This is a genomic window from Streptomyces sp. NPDC025618, assembly GCF_055558795.1.
On record NZ_JBVHLW010000029.1, the window covers coordinates 35,290 to 50,917 of the forward strand.

The 15,628-nt window shown below is 72.7% G+C and carries 12 protein-coding genes; 9 read left to right on the forward strand and 3 right to left on the reverse strand.

Annotated elements, in window-relative coordinates; genetic code table 11:
• Window positions 1-25: 25 nt before the first annotated feature.
• Genes ACZ4A5_RS22775 through ACZ4A5_RS22785 form a run of 3 tightly spaced genes read left to right on the forward strand, consistent with a single transcriptional unit; the run spans window position 26 to window position 4,039 of the window.
• Entirely contained in the window at window positions 26-2,362 is a 2,337-nt protein-coding gene (locus ACZ4A5_RS22775) for a beta-ketoacyl synthase N-terminal-like domain-containing protein (RefSeq protein WP_467587032.1), read from the forward strand.
• A gap of 2 nt (window positions 2,363-2,364) precedes the next feature.
• A complete protein-coding gene (locus tag ACZ4A5_RS22780) occupies window positions 2,365-3,480 on the forward strand; it encodes a 3-oxoacyl-ACP synthase III family protein (RefSeq protein WP_467587040.1) in 1,116 nt (371 codons plus the stop codon).
• 58 nt (window positions 3,481-3,538) lie between these two features.
• Window positions 3,539-4,039: an ester cyclase gene (locus ACZ4A5_RS22785; protein WP_467587045.1), complete on the forward strand. Its 501-nt coding sequence runs from the start codon at window positions 3,539-3,541 to the stop codon at window positions 4,037-4,039.
• A gap of 70 nt (window positions 4,040-4,109) precedes the next feature.
• On the opposite strand, the gene ACZ4A5_RS22790 is transcribed toward ACZ4A5_RS22785, so the two are convergent.
• On the reverse strand, window positions 4,110-5,219 hold the full coding sequence (locus ACZ4A5_RS22790) for a citrate synthase 2 (protein WP_467587049.1): 1,110 nt from the start codon (window positions 5,217-5,219) through the stop codon (window positions 4,110-4,112).
• A 441-nt stretch (window positions 5,220-5,660) separates the two neighbouring features.
• On the opposite strand from ACZ4A5_RS22790, the gene pdxH reads away from it, so the two are divergent.
• Together pdxH and ACZ4A5_RS22800 are read left to right on the forward strand one after the other, a co-directional pair.
• On the forward strand, window positions 5,661-6,284 hold the full coding sequence (pdxH, locus tag ACZ4A5_RS22795; RefSeq protein ID WP_467587176.1) for a pyridoxamine 5'-phosphate oxidase: 624 nt from the start codon (window positions 5,661-5,663) through the stop codon (window positions 6,282-6,284).
• A 380-nt stretch (window positions 6,285-6,664) separates the two neighbouring features.
• A complete protein-coding gene (locus ACZ4A5_RS22800) occupies window positions 6,665-8,062 on the forward strand; it encodes a PAS domain-containing protein (protein ID WP_467587054.1) in 1,398 nt (465 codons plus the stop codon).
• A 31-nt stretch (window positions 8,063-8,093) separates the two neighbouring features.
• On the opposite strand, the gene ACZ4A5_RS22805 is transcribed toward ACZ4A5_RS22800, so the two are convergent.
• Window positions 8,094-8,849 (reverse strand): SIS domain-containing protein, encoded by a 756-nt coding sequence (locus tag ACZ4A5_RS22805; protein WP_467587059.1) that lies wholly within the window; start codon window positions 8,847-8,849, stop codon window positions 8,094-8,096.
• Window positions 8,850-9,045: 196 nt separating this feature from the next.
• On the opposite strand from ACZ4A5_RS22805, the gene ACZ4A5_RS22810 reads away from it, so the two are divergent.
• The 3 genes from ACZ4A5_RS22810 (at window position 9,046) to ACZ4A5_RS22820 (ending at window position 12,751) form a co-directional block, all read left to right on the forward strand.
• The gene (locus tag ACZ4A5_RS22810) at window positions 9,046-9,738 is read left to right on the forward strand and encodes a metal-dependent transcriptional regulator (RefSeq protein WP_398868108.1); all 693 of its coding nucleotides are present in this window, start codon (window positions 9,046-9,048) and stop codon (window positions 9,736-9,738) included.
• A 601-nt stretch (window positions 9,739-10,339) separates the two neighbouring features.
• Window positions 10,340-11,197, forward strand: coding sequence for an alpha/beta fold hydrolase (locus ACZ4A5_RS22815; RefSeq protein ID WP_467587069.1), 858 nt, complete (start codon window positions 10,340-10,342; stop codon window positions 11,195-11,197).
• A 144-nt stretch (window positions 11,198-11,341) separates the two neighbouring features.
• Window positions 11,342-12,751, forward strand: a complete 1,410-nt coding sequence (locus ACZ4A5_RS22820; protein WP_467587075.1) for an FAD-dependent monooxygenase — start codon at window positions 11,342-11,344, stop codon at window positions 12,749-12,751.
• 33 nt (window positions 12,752-12,784) lie between these two features.
• Here the strand turns inward: ACZ4A5_RS22820 and ACZ4A5_RS22825 are convergent, their stop codons facing one another.
• Window positions 12,785-13,456 (reverse strand): bifunctional DNA primase/polymerase, encoded by a 672-nt coding sequence (locus ACZ4A5_RS22825; RefSeq protein ID WP_390752581.1) that lies wholly within the window; start codon window positions 13,454-13,456, stop codon window positions 12,785-12,787.
• A 329-nt stretch (window positions 13,457-13,785) separates the two neighbouring features.
• Between ACZ4A5_RS22825 and ACZ4A5_RS22830 the strand changes: the two genes are divergently transcribed.
• Window positions 13,786-15,180 (forward strand): transcriptional regulator, encoded by a 1,395-nt coding sequence (locus ACZ4A5_RS22830; protein ID WP_467587079.1) that lies wholly within the window; start codon window positions 13,786-13,788, stop codon window positions 15,178-15,180.
• Window positions 15,181-15,628 lie beyond the last annotated feature (448 nt).

Sequence of the window (15,628 nt, forward strand, 5' to 3'; positions counted from 1 at the left end):
GCCAGGCGTGGAAGGAGACGACGCGATGGACGGTACGCCCCGAAAGACCCGGCACGTGGTCATCACAGCCGTGGGAGCGGTGACGGCGCACGGCATCGGTGCCGAGGCGCTGTGGAAAGGCAGCCTGGATGGCACGGTGGCCATTCGTCCCCTGGAAGCCTTCGCCGGGGACGGCTCCACCCCGAGGATAGGGGGAGCGGTGCAGGAGCTGCCGGTTCCGGCTCACGACTATGCGTCAGGGCTCGGTGGGGCGCGGGACCCCGCCCTCGACTTCGCGCTCACCGCGGCACAGGAGGCGCTCGCCGCGAGCGGGCTGACCGGGGTGTCCCCGGAACGCTGGGGGATCGCGTTCGGCAGCTGCAACGGCGGTACCCGCAGCGGGGAACTCGAGCTGAGCCGGACGCGCGAATCCGGGGGAGCGGCCGGGAACCCCTTCCAGCCCTTGCTGGTGTCCCCGCAGGCCCTGGCGGAGGCATTGAGCGCGGCGTTCGGTATCAAGGGGCCTGTCCTGTCGGTCAACACTGCGTGCGCGTCCGGTGCGCACGCCTTGGCGCACGCGCTGGAGACGATCCGCGGGGGACGCGCCGACGCGATGCTCGTGGGAGGCAGCGACGCGTTCACCGAGACGGCCTTCGCCGGGTTCGCCAGCCTCCAGTCGCTGTCCGGCCGCCCGGCCGCCCCGTATTCCAGGGACCGGGACGGCCTCTCGCTGGGCGAGGGGAGCGGCATGCTGGTGCTGGCGGAGGAATCCGTCGCACGGCGTTGCGGAGCGCCGGTGCTGGCGAGGCTGCTCGGCTACGGACTCTCGGCCGACGGGTATCACGCCACGGCGCCGCACCCGGAGGGCGAGGGCGCGGCCCGGGCCATCCGGGGCGCGATGAGTGCGTCCGGCATCTCCGCCGAGGACATCGGCTACATCAACGGCCACGGAACAGGCACCCGGAAGAACGACGAGGCGGAGAGCAACGCCGTACGTGCCGCCCTCGGCGAGGCCGCTGAGAAGACCCCGCTGAGCAGTACGAAGTCGATGGTCGGGCACCTGCTCGGCGCTGCCGGCGCCGTGGAGGCGGTCGTCACCGTCCTGGCGCTGCGGGACCAGACGCTGCCGCCCACGGCCGGGTTCACCGGCATCGATCCCAAGTGCGCCTTGGACAGCGTGCCGTTGAAGGCGCGACCACAACCGGTGGACGTGGCCCTGTCCAACAACTTCGCCTTCGCGGGGGCCAACGCCACCGTCGCCTTGGCCCGGCCGGGCACGGCGGTGTCCGCCTCGCCCGAAGACGGGGGCGAGGACGTCGTCGTGACCGGCATCGGTGTGGTGACGGCAGGCGGCCAGGACCCGGACGCGCTGTGGGACAGCTACCGGGCGGGCGAGCGCCTCGGTGGTCCGCGCCATGGACTGTGGGCCGCCCCCGCCGAGTTCGACCCCGACCGGTGGGTCCCGCCTCGCGAACGCCGGCGGATGGACAGGCTCGGCCTGCTCGCCGTCGCCGCCTGTCACGAAGCGCTGGCGCACGCGGGCCTCGAAACCCACGACAGGGTGGGCGTGATGCTCGGCACCGGACTGGGGCCGATGCGCAGCACGGAGGAGTTCTGCGGGCCCGTACTCGCCGGGGGCTCCGCAGCGGCCAACCCGGCCGTCTTCCCCAACACCGTCTTCAACGCCGCTGCGGGCCAGGTCGCCATGCTGCTCGGTGCCAAAGGGCCCACATCCACGCTCACGGCGGGGCACGCGGCGGGCGCATCCGCCCTCTCCGTGGCGCACGACCTGCTGCGCACGGGCCGCGCCGACGCGGTGCTCTGTCCGGCGGTGGACGACCTCTCGGCCACAGTGCTCGGTTTCTACGGTGCGCTCCCGCTCTTCCGCGGGGCCGCGGGGCGCCGCTACACCTTGGCTGACGGTGGCGTCGCGCTGCTCCTTGAGCGTGCTTCTGCCGCCCGTGCCCGGGGCGCCCGGCCGCTCGCGGAATTCGTGGGACACGGCACGGCGTCCGACGCACTCGGGATAGGGCGCTGGGACGCGCACGGGGCCGGGGTCGAGCGCGCGATGCGCAACGCTCTGGCGGACAGCGGTCTTGAGGCCGCCGACCTGGAATCCGTGTGGGCCAACGCGGCGGGGCTGGCGGCGGTGGACCGTCCGGAGGCGCGGGCGATCGGCAGGCTGGTCGGGGGCTCACCCATCCCGGTGCACGCCCCCAAGCGCGTGGTCGGCGAGCCGGTGGGCGCCGGAGCGCAACTCGCGGCGGCGCTGGCCATCACCGGCTGGCGGCGCACCGGGACCTCGGGACCTGTGCTCGTCAACAGTTCCTCTCTCGGCGGCACTCACATCAGCCTCGTGTTCCGACCAGCGACGGAGAACTGACCATGCCCAAGCACATGCCCGCCCTCCGCAAGGTGTCCTTCCTCGCCACCGGTGCCCACCTGCCGGGCGACCCCATCGACAACGCGTCCCTGGAGCGTCTGTGCGGCCCGCTGCCGGAGGACGTACTCGCCGGGACCGGGGTGCGGCACAGGCACTGGATCATCGACCCGGAGACCGGTGAACACCGGTCCAGCACGACCGACATGGCGACAGCGGCGGCCCGCCTCGCCCTCGCACGCGCGGCCCTGGAGCCCGGTGACATCGACCTCCTGGTGATGTCCACGGCCAGTCCTGACCACGCCCTCCCGGCGGCGGGCACCTTCGTCCAGGAACGGCTGGGGCTCGACCGGTGTGCCGTCGTCGATGTGCGCGCCGGCTGCGTGGGGGCGGTGCAGGCGCTCGACTACGCCCGCCGCATGCTGGCCGACGGGACCTACGGAACGGCGCTCGTCATCGGCGCCGAGTCGATCTCGCCGCTGCTGGCCGCCGTCTATCTCGGCCGTGATCCGTTCCGCGTCCGGATGCGTGACCGGCTCACCGCGTACACCTTCGGGGACGGAGCGGGAGCCGTCGTACTGCGTGGGGGTGAGGAGGGGTCGGCCGCCGAGGATCCAGTCGGGCACACCTTCGCGACCCAGTGCCTCGGTGGCGGACGGCGGCCGGGCATGCAGGTCTTCGGCGGCGGCACGGACGCCCCGCTGGGCGAACAGCGGACGCGTGAGCGGTTGATGGAGATCCGGCTGGATGTCCGGGGCACCGCGGAGTTCGGCCCGCGGGTGTTCGTCACCGGCCTGAGGGACGTGCTGCGGCGTTCCGGTCTGACGGTGCACGATGTGGACGCCTGTGTCCTGCCCGAGGGGAACGCCGACTATTTCAGCCGGGAGTTCGAAACCGCGGGGATCGGCGTAGCCGATCACAGCGTGCTGCAGAAGATCATTGTCGAGAATCTGGCGGATGCCGGTGCCACGGGCTCCGCCGCGGTGCCACTCGCCCTCGACGCGGGGATCGCGGCCGGCCGGGTGCTTCCGGGACATACGGTCCTGCTGCTCGCCATCGAGGCCAGCCGCTATCTCTACGCCGGACTCACTCTTACCTGGCAGGGGCCCGGACATGCCTGAACCGTCCCTCGGGTCCGAGGACTTCCCTCCGGCCCGGCACGACGAAGGACACGCTGCCGTGCCCGCTGACGCAGCGGCGATCGAGAGCGGCGACGAGCGTAACAAGGCGGTCATCCGCAGGGTGTTCGACGAGTTCGTCAACCGGGGCGACTTCTCCGTGGTCGACGAGGTGTACCGCACCGATGTGGTCGATCACCAGCCGTTGCCCGGAGCCCCGAAGGGCCTTCCCGGAGTCAAGTACACCATCGCCGGGTTGCGGGGCGGATTCCCTGATCTGCACGTCACCATCGAGGACATGAGCGCCCATGCGGACCACGTCGTCATCCACAACACCTGGCGGGGCACTCATCTCGGCGATTTCCTCGGCATACCTCCGACCGGCAGGGTCGTGGAGTTCACGGGGGTGGTCGTCTGGCGACTGGCAGGCGGGCTGATCGCCGAACGCTGGGGCATCGGGGTCGAGTCGAACATGCTCGCCGAACTGGGCATGAGGAGCCTGGCGCCCGGCAATCGGAGCGGCGCCCGCAGGAGACGGACAGCGCAGCCGCCGCCCGGCTGAGCCGTGTGTGAGCTGAGCCCAGCCCCCACGAAGCCCCCGGACCCGCCGCGCGGGCCCGGGGGGCCGGGAGTCAGTTTTGTACCGCCGGGATGTCGGCGTAGCCCGAGATCTCGCGGGGGTTGCGGGGGCCGGGGCCCACGTAGCGGGCCGACGGGCGGACCAGGCGGCCCGTCCGCTTCTGTTCGAGGATGTGCGCGCTCCAGCCCGCCGTGCGGGCGCAGGTGAACATCGACGTGAACATGTGCGCCGGGACCTCCGCGAAGTCCAGCACGATCGCGGCCCAGAACTCGACGTTCGTGGCCAGCACCCGGTCCGGGCGGCGGTTGTGGAGCTCCTCCAGGGCCGCCTTCTCCAGCGCCTCGGCGACCTCGAAGCGGGGCGCGGCCAACTCCTTGGCCGTGCGCCGCAGGACGCGGGCGCGGGGGTCCTCCGCGCGGTAGACGCGGTGGCCGAAGCCCATGAGGCGCTCACCCTGGTCCAGGGCCTGTTTGACGTACGCCGTCGCGTCGCCCGTGCGCTCGATCTCCTCGATCATGCCGAGCACCCGGGACGGCGCCCCGCCGTGCAGCGGGCCGGACATCGCGCCGACCGCGCCGGACAGGGCGGCGGCGACGTCCGCGCCGGTCGACGCGATGACGCGGGCGGTGAACGTCGAGGCGTTCATGCCGTGTTCGGCCGCGGAGGTCCAGTACGCGTCGACGGCCTTGACGTGCCGTGGGTCGGGCTCGCCGCGCCAGCGCTTCATGAAGCGCTCCACGATCGTCTCCGCTTTGTCGATCTCCCGCTGCGGGACCATCGGCAGGCCCTGCCCGCGCGCCGACTGGGCGACGTAGGAGAGCGCCATGACGGCGGCGCGGGCGAGGTTGTCGCGGGCGGTCGCCTCGTCGATGTCGAGGAGGGGCTTGAGGCCCCAGACGGGGGCGAGCATCGCCAGCGCCGACTGCACGTCGACCCGGATGTCACCGGAGTGCACGGGGATCGGGAACGGCTCGGCGGGCGGCAGACCGGGGTTGAACGAACCGTCGACCAGCAGACCCCAGACGTTCCCGAAGGACACCTGACCGACCAGGTCCTCGATGTCCACACCGCGGTAGCGGAGCGAGCCGCCTTCCTTGTCGGGTTCTGCGATCTCCGTCTCGAACGCGACGACTCCTTCGAGTCCGGGTACGAAGTCGGACATCAGGCGGCTCCTCATGATGTGTGCGACGAGCGGGTCCGGGCCGGTTACGCGGCCGCTCGGCGCGGCTCGCGGTCCGGATCGGTCAACCCGGGTCATGCCCCGTGCGGCTGTCTTTCACCCGGTTCCGCGCCCGGCCTTCGCGGGCGCCGGGTACCCGGATTCAGGCCGGACACGATAGCTGGTGATGTGCGGGTCCCACAGCCTCCCGCCCTGCGATTTTGAGGTGTCCGGACAGACGCGGGGAAGGGTGATGTCCGGCACACCGCGGAATTCCGCGATCGCGGGGTCCGAAGGGAACGCGAAGGGCAGACTGATCGGCTACGCCCGAGTGGGCGAAGAGGGCCGGTGTTGCAAGATGAGCGCGTGACCCTTCCCGATGAGTTCCCCACACCGGAGTTCCGCCCGCCGGAGTTCCACGCGGGCGCCCTCGATCCCGCCGGCATGCGCGAGCAGTACGGCTCCCGGGGCCTGCTGGAGACGGACCTGGCCACAGGCCCGTACGAGCAGTTCGCCGCCTGGTTCGCCGAGGCGTTCGCGAGCGGGCTCCAGGAACCCAACGCCATGGTCCTGTCGACCGCGGACGCCGAAGGACGGCCCAGCGCGCGGACCGTGCTCCTCAAGGGCTACGACGAGCGCGGTTTCGTCTTCTACACCAACTACGGCTCGCGCAAGGCCGGTGAGATCGACGGAAATCCGCACGTCTGCCTGCTCTTCCCCTGGCACCCGCTCGCCCGGCAGGTCATCGTGACGGGCACCGCGCGGCGGGTGGACCCGGAGGAGACCGCCGCGTATTTCCACTCCCGGCCGCACGGCTCGCAGCTCGGCGCGTGGGCGAGTTCCCAGTCGGCGGTCGTCGGCTCGCGCGCGGAGATCGACGCGGCGTACGAGCGACTGGCCGCACGCTATCCGGAGGGCGAACCGGTGCCGGTGCCCACCGGGTGGGGCGGATTCCGGGTGGCCGCGGAATCGGTGGAATTCTGGCAGGGCCGCGAGAACAGGCTGCACGACCGCCTGCGATATGTCCTGGCGGACGGCCTCTGGCGAGTGGAGCGGCTCTGCCCGTGAGAGCCTCGTTAAGGACGCCGCCGGAGGGAGCCGGAAAACGCAGCGATCCGTGGGCCACTGCTCGTCATGACGACGAGCGCCGAGCGGACGACTCGGCAGCCCACGGATCGGGTGACTGCTTGGGATTGGCCGGCGGAGCCGGCGTTGCGCTGTGCGCGACGACGGGCGCTAGCCCGCAGTCACCTCACGCGTCCGGACTGAAATCATGTCCCGAACCACCTCCCTTCTCGTGTGCGCACCACCCTAGGAAGCGTGCCGGGGACCCACAACCCAATTTCCTGTGGGCAACGATTTCCCCGAAGACGGTGTGGTGCCCAGCACGGTCGAGTTGAATGACCCGTCGTGCAGGACATGCAGACGCGTCCAGCTGGGGGTACCTCGTGACCGCACCACACCAGTCCGGGCCGGTCCGCCCGGAAGCACTCGCCGGCCCCGGGCCCGGTTCCGCCCCCGGCGCCGACTGCGACGACTCGGATCTCCTGGCCGCGCTCCTCGACGGGATGGACGCGGCCCTGTGCGCGTTCGACGCCGACGGCACGGTCACCCACTGGAACCGCGAGGCCGAGCGGATACTGGGCTGGACCGCGTCCGAGGCCGTCGGGCGGCACGGGCTGGCCGGCTGGGCGGTGCGCACGGCGGACGCCGAGGAGGTCACCGCGCGGCTGACGGCCGCGATGCGGGCGCACGGCCGCCAGGTGCACGAGTTCGCGCTGCTGACCAAGGACGGCGGGCGGGTCCTCGTGCGTACGCAGCTGTCGGCGGTGCCCGGCGCGGACGGCAGGCCCGCGGGCGCGTACTGCGCCTTCAGCGAGGTGCACACGCAGATCGACCTGGAGCGGTCGATCGCGCTGAGCGAGGCGCTGTTCGGGGACGCGTCGTGGGGCGTGGTCCTTGTGGACGCCGACCTGCGCCCGGCGCTCGCCAACGCGCACGCGGCGCGCGCCCTGCGCTCGGGGCGCACGGCCTTGCTGGGGCGCCCCCTCGGTGAGCTGCTCGACCAGGGCGTGGAGGAGATCGAGGGCGCCCTCCAGCACGTACTGGCCGCCGGCGCCCCGTCCGCCCCCACCGACCTCTGGGTGACCCTGCGCGACCAGGGCGGGGCCCCGCCCGAGCGGCGCTGCTGGCGCAGCGGCTTCCTGCGGCTGGCCTCGCCGCTGGCGGAGGAGCCGGTGCCGCTGGGGGTGGCGTGGCTGTTCATGGACGTGACGGCGGCCCGGCTGACCGAGCAGGACAGCGCGCGACTGCGCTTCCGCAGCAGCCAGTTGCACCGCGCGGGCCGGGCGGTCGCCGAGTGCGAGGACCCGATGGAGGCCGCCACCCTCTATCTGGACTTCGCGCTCGCCGGCTTCGCCGACCACGCCCTGGTCGACCTGCTGCCGGAGCCGGAGGCGACCCCGAGCGAGCCGGTCAGAGTCGTACGGGCCGCGGCCACGCCGTCCGGTACGCCCGGCCCGGCCGCCTCCCCGGCGACGGTCCGGGGCGGCATCCCGGTGCCGTACGCGGAGGGCCACCCGGCGCTCCAGGCGGTCGAACGCTGCGGTTCCGTACGGGCCGTCTCGGACTGCTCGGAGGGGTGGGCGGCGGCGCGCAAGTGGCCGGACGGCACGCTGCACGCCCTGGCGACGCCCCTGCGCAGCCGGGGCCGGACAGTGGGCGTGGTCACCTTCCTCCGCGGCCCGTCCCGGCGGCCGTTCGACAGGGCGGACGCGACGTACGCGGAGGACATCGCCTCACGGGTGGCGGCCTCGGTCGACCTGGCGGTGGCGACGGGGGGTTAGAGCGGAGGGCCGGAGCGGGGGAGCGGAGCGGTCAGTGCCGGAAGAAGATGCGGTCGCCGTACTCGTCCATGACGCGGCCGTTCCACTCGTGGCCCCCGTCGACGTTCCCGGAGCGGAGCATCGGCGGGTCGATACCCCGCTCGGCGAGCGCCCCCGCGGCACTGGCGACGACGGCCTGCATCAGCGCGCTCGTGACCACGGTGGACGCCGGGCCGAAGGGCGCGGCGATGCCGTCGGCGGTCAGCTCCGCGTCCCCGATCCCGATCTTGCTGTCGATGACGAGGTCGCAGTGGTCCTTGAGGAACGTCCCCGACGTGTGCCGCGACCGGGTGTGCTCGGCGTAGGAGAGCGACGTGACGCCGACGACGCGGAGCCCGAGCGCGCGGGCGTTCATGGCCATTTCCACGGGCAGTGAGTTGCGGCCCGACAGCGAGATGACGATCAGCACGTCACCGGCCTGCGCGGGGCTCGTGTCCAGCACCGCGCCGGCGAGGCCGTCGACCCGCTCCAGCGCGCTGCCGAGGGTGGCGGGCATGACGTCGAGGCCGATGACACCGGGCACGGCGAGCAGGTTGACCAGGGCGAGGCCGCCCGCGCGGTAGACGACGTCCTGGGCGGGCAGCGAGGAGTGCCCGGCGCCGAAGACGAAGATCCGGCCCCCGGCCGCCACGGCGTCGGCCAGCATCGACCCCGCGGTGGCGATGTGCTCCGCCTCCTCGTCGCGCACCCGCTGGAGAAGCCCGATCGCGGCGTCGAAGAACTGCCCGGCCAGCTTGTTCTCGCTCATCGCTGCGGGGCTCCTTAGCTAGGGATCCGGTGGCGCGTACGGTCTGGGCGTACGCTCGTGGCGCGGATCACGTTGCGGTCTGGACCTGGGCCCTGTCAATACGACGGCGGCGGGCGTCGCCGTCCGCGGCACCGTTGTCAGCGATATGCGTCAGAATTGAGTCCGGGGCCAGCGCACGACTTATCAAGGGGCACGCATGTCCGGTTTGATCGACACCACGGAGATGTATCTCCGCACCATTCTCGAGCTCGAGGAGGAGGGTGTGGTCCCCATGCGTGCCCGCATCGCCGAGCGGCTCGACCAGAGCGGCCCGACGGTGAGCCAGACGGTGGCCCGCATGGAGCGTGACGGTCTGGTCTCGGTCGCGGGCGACCGGCACCTGGAGCTCACCGAGGAGGGCCGCCGGCTGGCCACGCGCGTCATGCGCAAGCACCGGCTCGCGGAGTGCCTGCTCGTCGACGTGATCGGCCTGGAGTGGGAGCAGGTGCACGCCGAGGCGTGCCGCTGGGAGCACGTGATGAGCGAGGCGGTGGAGCGGCGCGTGCTGGAGCTGCTGCGCCACCCCACGGAGTCGCCGTACGGCAACCCCATCCCGGGCCTGGAGGAGCTGGGCGAGCGGCCCGAGCCGGACCCCTTCCTCAACGACGGCATGGTCAGCCTGATGGACCTGGAGCCGGGCAGCGAGGGCAAGACCGTCGTCGTCCGCCGCATCGGCGAGCCCATCCAGACGGACCCCCAGCTGATGTACACGCTGCGCCGGGCGGGCGTGCAGCCGGGCGCGGTCGTCAGCGTGACGGAGTCCGCGGGCGGCGTGCTCGTCGGCAGCGGCGGCGAGGCGGCGGAGCTGGAGGCGGACATCGCCACGCACGTGTTCGTGGCGAAGCGGTAGTTCCGGCGGCGGCGGCCGGGGTGCCGCCTGTGCCCCTTCTTTTGCGCGGACTGCCCGTTCGTCACCTGCGGGGCCGGGGGTGCCGGAGTGCGCGGATCGTGGGTTCGTGGCCTGCGGGTCCGCGCTTCCGGCCCGTTGGGGACCCCCAAGGGCGCTCTGCTCCACTCCGCGACGCCGAGCCCCCGGCCCGCCGCGGGCGGCGCGGTCAACTCCGGCCCGGACTCCCGGTATAGGGCGCAAAGCGCCCCGCCTCATGCCACGCTGGCGCTGACGCATATGCGCGGTGCGCCGTCGTCCTGGGAGGGGCTGCGATGGGGTCGGTGGCCGGAGATGGCGAGGGCCCCGGCGCTCTCACGAGCAGCCGGGGCCCTGCCTCCCCATGCACCCCCGTGGCGACCCGGAGCCCCGAGCTCCCAGGGTCCGCCCCGTGGACCCTCTTCCCCGAGCGGTCCACGCCCAGGTCGATTACTCCCCTGGGCACCGCCGGTCAACCCTTCAGCAAGGTCACTCGAACGAGGGGTGTTGTACGCGACAGCCGAGTGTTCGAATACCAGTTCTATACAGTGGAGCTGATCGGGGGAGAAAAGGGGGTGCCAGGCTCATGGCGCGGCGTATCGACGTGAGTGGAGGCGGCGGAGTTCGGCTCGCCGCCTGGGAGTTCGCGGACCCGCCGAAGGCGGAGGGCGGCCCGGAGGGCGCGGTGCTGCTGCTCCACGGCCTGATGGGCCGCGCCGCGCACTGGGCGGAGACCGCCCGCTGGCTCTCCACCCGCCATCGCGCGGTCGCGCTCGACCTGCGGGGCCACGGCCGCAGCGAGCGCCCCGTCGACGGCCCCTTCACCCGCGAGGCGTATGTCGCGGACGCCCAGGCCGCCGTCGAGCAGCTCGGGCTCGCGCCCGTCACCCTCGTCGGCCACGCCATGGGCGCCCTCGTCGCCTGGCAGCTCGCCGCCCGCCGCCCCGATCTGGTGCGGGCCCTGGTGATCTGCGAGATGCGGGCCTCCGCGCTGGGGGTCGCCGGGCGGCGCGAGTGGGGTGAGTGGTTCAAGTCCTGGCCGGTGCCCTTCGCCACGCTCGCGGACGTCCGCAAGTGGTTCGGGGAGGACGACCCGGCCCTGGAGCGCCCCAAGCCGGCCCGCGGCGATTTCTACGCCGAGGTGATGGCGGAGCGCTCGGACGGCTGGCGCCCGGTCTTCTCCCGCCGCCAGATGCTGCTCGCCCGCGAGACGTACGCACGCGACGCGCACTGGGAGGACCTCGCGCTGGTGCAGTGCCCGACGCTGGTCGTCCGCGGGCTCGACGGCGAGCTGGGCCGGGCCGAGGCCCACGAGATGGTGCGCGTGCTCCCGCGCGGGGCCTACGCGGAGATCCACGACGCGGGGCACTTCGTGCACTACGACCAGCCGGACGCCTGGCGGCGCGAGGTCGAGCGCTTTCTGGAGACGGCGCTCCCGGCGTAGCCGGGCGCCCCCTCGGCCGGTCCTCGCGCGGGCTTGGCCGGTCCTCACGCAAGGAATTCAACAAGCGTTGACATAATTCGGGTGCGAGGTGTCCACTGGAAGTACGGCTCACCGAGCACTGACCGTGCACACCGAGGAGATGCCATGTCCTCCCAGCTGTCGTCCGCGTCCCTGTCCGCCGACGTCCTCGTCGTCGGTGCCGGTCCCACCGGCCTGCTGCTCGCGGGGGATCTCGCCGCCGCCGGAGTGCGGGTCACGCTGCTGGAGCGGCGGGCCGAGGAGTCCAATCTGACCAGGGCGTTCGCGGTGCACGCGCGCACCCTGGAGCAGTTCGACGCCCGGGGCATCGCCGAACGGCTCCTGGAAACAGGGGTGTTCACCTCCTCCCTGCGCTTCTTCGGCCGGGCCCGGGTCGACCTCTCCCGGCTGCCCACCCGCTTCCCGGGCGTGCTGCTGACCCCGCAGTACGAGACGGAGCGCGTCCTGGAGGAGCGCGCCCTCGCCCTCGGCGCGGTGATCAGGCGGGGCGCCGAGGTGACCGGCCTCCGCCAGGACGCCGACGGCGTGGAGGTGGACATACGCGAGAGGGAGGCCGAGAGCCGGCTGCGCGCGGCGTATGCGGTGGGGGCCGACGGGGTGCGCAGCGCCGTGCGGAAGGCGCTGGGGATGCCCTTCCCGGGAAAGGCCGTGCTGCGGTCCGTGATGCTCGCGGACGTCCGCGTCGACACCGAGCCCGCCGGGCTGCCCGCCTTCGAGGCCGGGGCCGGTGGCTTCGCGTTCCTGGTGCCGTTCGGTGACGGGTGGTACCGCGCCATCGCCTGGGAGCGCGGCAGCGATCTCCCCTCGGACGCCCCCGTCGACATGGAGAATCTGCGGGCCGTCACCCGGGACGCGTTCGGCACCGACTTCGGGATGCACGACGTCCGTTGGACCTCGCGATTCCACAGCGACGAGCGGCAGGTGCCGCGCTACCGCGACGGCCGGGTCCTCCTCGCGGGCGACGCCGCGCACGTCCACTCGCCCGCCGGGGGCATGGGGATGAACGCGGGCATCCAGGACGCCGCCAATCTCGGCTGGAAGCTCGCCGCCGTCCTCCAGGGCCGGGCGGAGAGCGCGCTGCTCGACAGCTATCACGACGAACGCCACCCGGTGGGCAAGCTGACCCTCCGCCTCAGCGGCGCCATCCTGCACGCCGCGCTCCTCGGCTCACCCGCCGCCCGCGCCCTGCGCGACGTCGCGGCCGATGCCGTCGGAGTCCTGCCCTTCGCCCTCGACCGCAGCGCGCGCCTGGTGTCCGGCATCGGCATCGACTACCCCGCCCCGCCCGGGGCCCACCCGCTGACCGGCCGCCGCGCCCCCGACCTGCCGCTGGCCGAGCCCGCCGTCGGCCCGTCCAGGCTCTACGAAGCGCTGCGCGCCGGACGGCACGTCCGCGTCCTGCCGCGCGGCGCGAAGACCGGGACCGAGCCGGACGTCACCACGGTCACCCGGGCCGACGCGCTCCCGGTGACCCTGCTCGTGCGGCCGGACGGGCATGTCGCGGAGGCTTCCTGACCGCCGCCCGGCACGGTCGCGGAACGGGAGACCTCACCTGCGCCGGGCGTCCGCCGCGTCCCGCCCGCACGCGTACGCCAGCGAGCTGACCAGCTCCTCGGCGTCGGGGAGCCAGCGGTTGGCGGCGGTGGGTTCGCGCGCCCAGAGCACCGAGCCGCGCGACCCCATGCGGGTCGGCGGGGCGACGACGTAATCCCCTTCACCCCGTGCGACCAGATCGAGCGTGGAGGGGTGCCAGCCGAGCTTCCGCGCGAGATCGCCGACCTTCAACGCCCCACCGGGCAGCACGAAGAACAGCATCCGTCCGTACGGCGTGCAGGTGACGGGGCCGAGCGGGGTGCCCATGCGCTCCATGCGGGCGAGCGCCAGGCACCCGGCGGTGTCCGGCACGTCCAGCGCGTCGAACGTGCGCCCCGTCGGCAGCAGGACCGAGGAGCCGGGCTGCCGCGCCCACATCCGGCGGGCGGCGACGGCGCTCCCGGTGGCCTGGGTCGCCCAGTCGGGGCGGGCGGGGTGCGCACCCGGGGCGGGGCAGCCCAGTTCGCCGCACGAGCAGCGCTCCCGCCCCTCCTCGGCCTCCAGCCAGGTGCCGGCGAAGACGTCCCAGTGCCGTTCTTCCGCGTACCGGACAGCCGCGTCCAGCAGCCGCTCGCCGCGCTGTTGAGGGACGAGCGGTGCTCCTACTACTCCGATGGTCTCTTCCACGTCCTTCACAACTCCCCTTGTCACGAGGGGTTACGGCTCAGGGTCATGCTTGTCGGCCGCGGTCGGATATGCACATGGGGCGCACGGATGCATGTACGGGGGCGCAGGCGCGGGTTCCCCGCCGCAGGTGGGTAGCCACCTGCGAGGCGAAAGGGCGATGCAGTCATTGTTTGGCCATTGCCGCCTTTGCTGTCATTACCGTTAAGTCCGCATTCTCCGGACATTCAGGGGGCAAAGATCACAGGGGAAGACGCTCTCAGCAGCTGTCTCAGCTTCTCCGCACCTCGCGGCGCGAGCCGCGAACGCTTAGCAGTCTCAGGGGGTACAGCATGGCCGCACGGCCACTCGTGGCGCGGCAGCCGAACGAACGGCTGCAAGCACTCATTCAGGAAGCAGCCTGCTCCAACGCCGGGTTGGCGCGCCGCGTCAACATGTGCGGGGCCGAGCACGGCCTCGACCTGCGGTACGACAAAACATCCGTAGCCCGCTGGCTCCGTGGCCAGCAACCCCGCGGCCGCGCACCCGGCATCATCGCCGAGGCGCTCGGCCGCAAGCTCGGCCGCACGGTCACGATTGACGAGATCGGCATGGCCAACGGCAAGAACCTCGCGTCCGGCGTCGGCCTCCAGTTCTCCCCGACCGTACTGGGGGCCATCGAGCAGGTCTGCGAGCTGTGGCGCAGCGACGTCGGACGGCGGGACTTCCTCAGCGGCACGTCCGTGGCGTCCTCCGCCCTCGTCGAGCCCAGCCGTGACTGGCTGATCACCGGCGCCGACCCACAGGTCGCGCGCAACGCCGGGGCCCGCGTGGGCGCCTCGGACGTCGAGGCCGTACGCGCGACCACGGACGCCCTCGTCGAGCTCGACCACCGCTACGGCAGCGGACACGTCCGGCCCGTCGTCGTCCACTACCTCAACAGCGTCGTCTCCGGGCTGCTCGCCGGCTCGTACCGGGAATCCGTCGGACGGGAACTCTTCGCCGCCGTCGCCCGGTTGACCGAGCTCGCCGGTTACATGGCCGTCGACACCGGCCAGCCGGGGCTCGCGCAGCGCTACTACATCCAGGCTCTGCGGCTCGCCCAGGCCGCCGGGGACCGTGGTTACGGCGGCTATGTGCTCGCCGCCGGCATGAGCCACCTCGCCGCGTCCCTCGGCAACCCACGGGAGATCGCCCAACTCGCCAAGGCCGCGCAGGAAGGGGCGCGGGGGCAGGTCACCCCGCGCGCCGAAGCGATGTTCTGCGCGGCGGAGGCCCGGGGGCACGCGCTGATGGGGGACGCGCGTGCCTTCCAGACGGCCGCCGGGCGCGCCCTGAACCACCTCGAACAGGCCGGTGCCGAAGCGGGCAAGGGCACTGGCGAAGATCCGCCCTGGATCCGCCACTTCGACCACGCCTACCTCGCCGACGAACTCGCCCACTGCCACCGCGACCTCGGCCAGGCCGACCTGGCGCGGCGCCAGGCGGAGGACGCCATCGCGGGCCACCCCGAGGGACGGGTGCGGCGCCGCGCCATCGGGATGCTGCTCCTGGCCACGGCGCAGGTGCAGCAGCGCGACGTGGACGAGGCGTGCGCGACGGGCACGCGCGCCCTGGAACTGCTCGGCACGCTGCGGTCCAACCGGGGGGCGGAGTATCTGGACGACTTCCAGCAGCGGCTGGCTCCTTACCGGGAGGAGCCGGTGGTTCGGGAGTTCGGGGCGCGGTTGGAGGTGGCGGCGGCGTAGGGGCAGGCTGCTGCCCCTGCTTCTGGGTTGTTGTTTGTTGTCCGGTGCGGGTTGCTTGCGCCTTGTGGTGGGGTGGCCTTCGGGCTCGCGGTTGCCGGGTGCGGGTTCGTTGCCGCCTGCGGCGGGAGCGCCCTTCGGGCGCGTCCTCAAACGCCGGCCGGGCTGGGTGTGGTGGGTGCCGGGGGTGGGTCTTCCGGGCTGGGGACCTGGAACGCGGTGCGGTGCGGGTCATGTCGTATTGAGTGCCCCGAATTCGCACCGCGTTCCAGAACCCCACCCTCCAGCCCCACCCCCTCCCGCCGGAGGGCGCGTGCGGGGCTGCGGGGTGCGCCGGTCTTCCCTTTCGGCCCGCCTGGGGGGCTCGTTGCTGTCCGGGTGGGCCCGACGTTTCTTTTCAGCCCGGGGCGCACGCGTTTCTTTCAGCCCGTCCGGCGTTTGAGGACGTGCC

What these genes read in the sequence shown, in the direction of transcription:
- ACZ4A5_RS22790 (WP_467587049.1), bottom strand. Translation starts at nt 5,219, where the DNA reads ATGTCCGACTTCGTACCCGGACTCGAAGGAGTCGTCGCGTTCGAGACG.
- ACZ4A5_RS22810 (WP_398868108.1), top strand. Translation starts at nt 9,046, where the DNA reads ATGTCCGGTTTGATCGACACCACGGAGATGTATCTCCGCACCATTCTC.
- ACZ4A5_RS22780 (WP_467587040.1), top strand. Translation starts at nt 2,365, where the DNA reads ATGCCCAAGCACATGCCCGCCCTCCGCAAGGTGTCCTTCCTCGCCACC.
- pdxH (WP_467587176.1), top strand. Translation starts at nt 5,661, where the DNA reads ATGCGCGAGCAGTACGGCTCCCGGGGCCTGCTGGAGACGGACCTGGCC.
- ACZ4A5_RS22815 (WP_467587069.1), top strand. Translation starts at nt 10,340, where the DNA reads ATGGCGCGGCGTATCGACGTGAGTGGAGGCGGCGGAGTTCGGCTCGCC.
- ACZ4A5_RS22805 (WP_467587059.1), bottom strand. Translation starts at nt 8,849, where the DNA reads ATGAGCGAGAACAAGCTGGCCGGGCAGTTCTTCGACGCCGCGATCGGG.
- ACZ4A5_RS22820 (WP_467587075.1), top strand. Translation starts at nt 11,342, where the DNA reads ATGTCCTCCCAGCTGTCGTCCGCGTCCCTGTCCGCCGACGTCCTCGTC.
- ACZ4A5_RS22830 (WP_467587079.1), top strand. Translation starts at nt 13,786, where the DNA reads ATGGCCGCACGGCCACTCGTGGCGCGGCAGCCGAACGAACGGCTGCAA.
- ACZ4A5_RS22775 (WP_467587032.1), top strand. Translation starts at nt 26, where the DNA reads ATGGACGGTACGCCCCGAAAGACCCGGCACGTGGTCATCACAGCCGTG.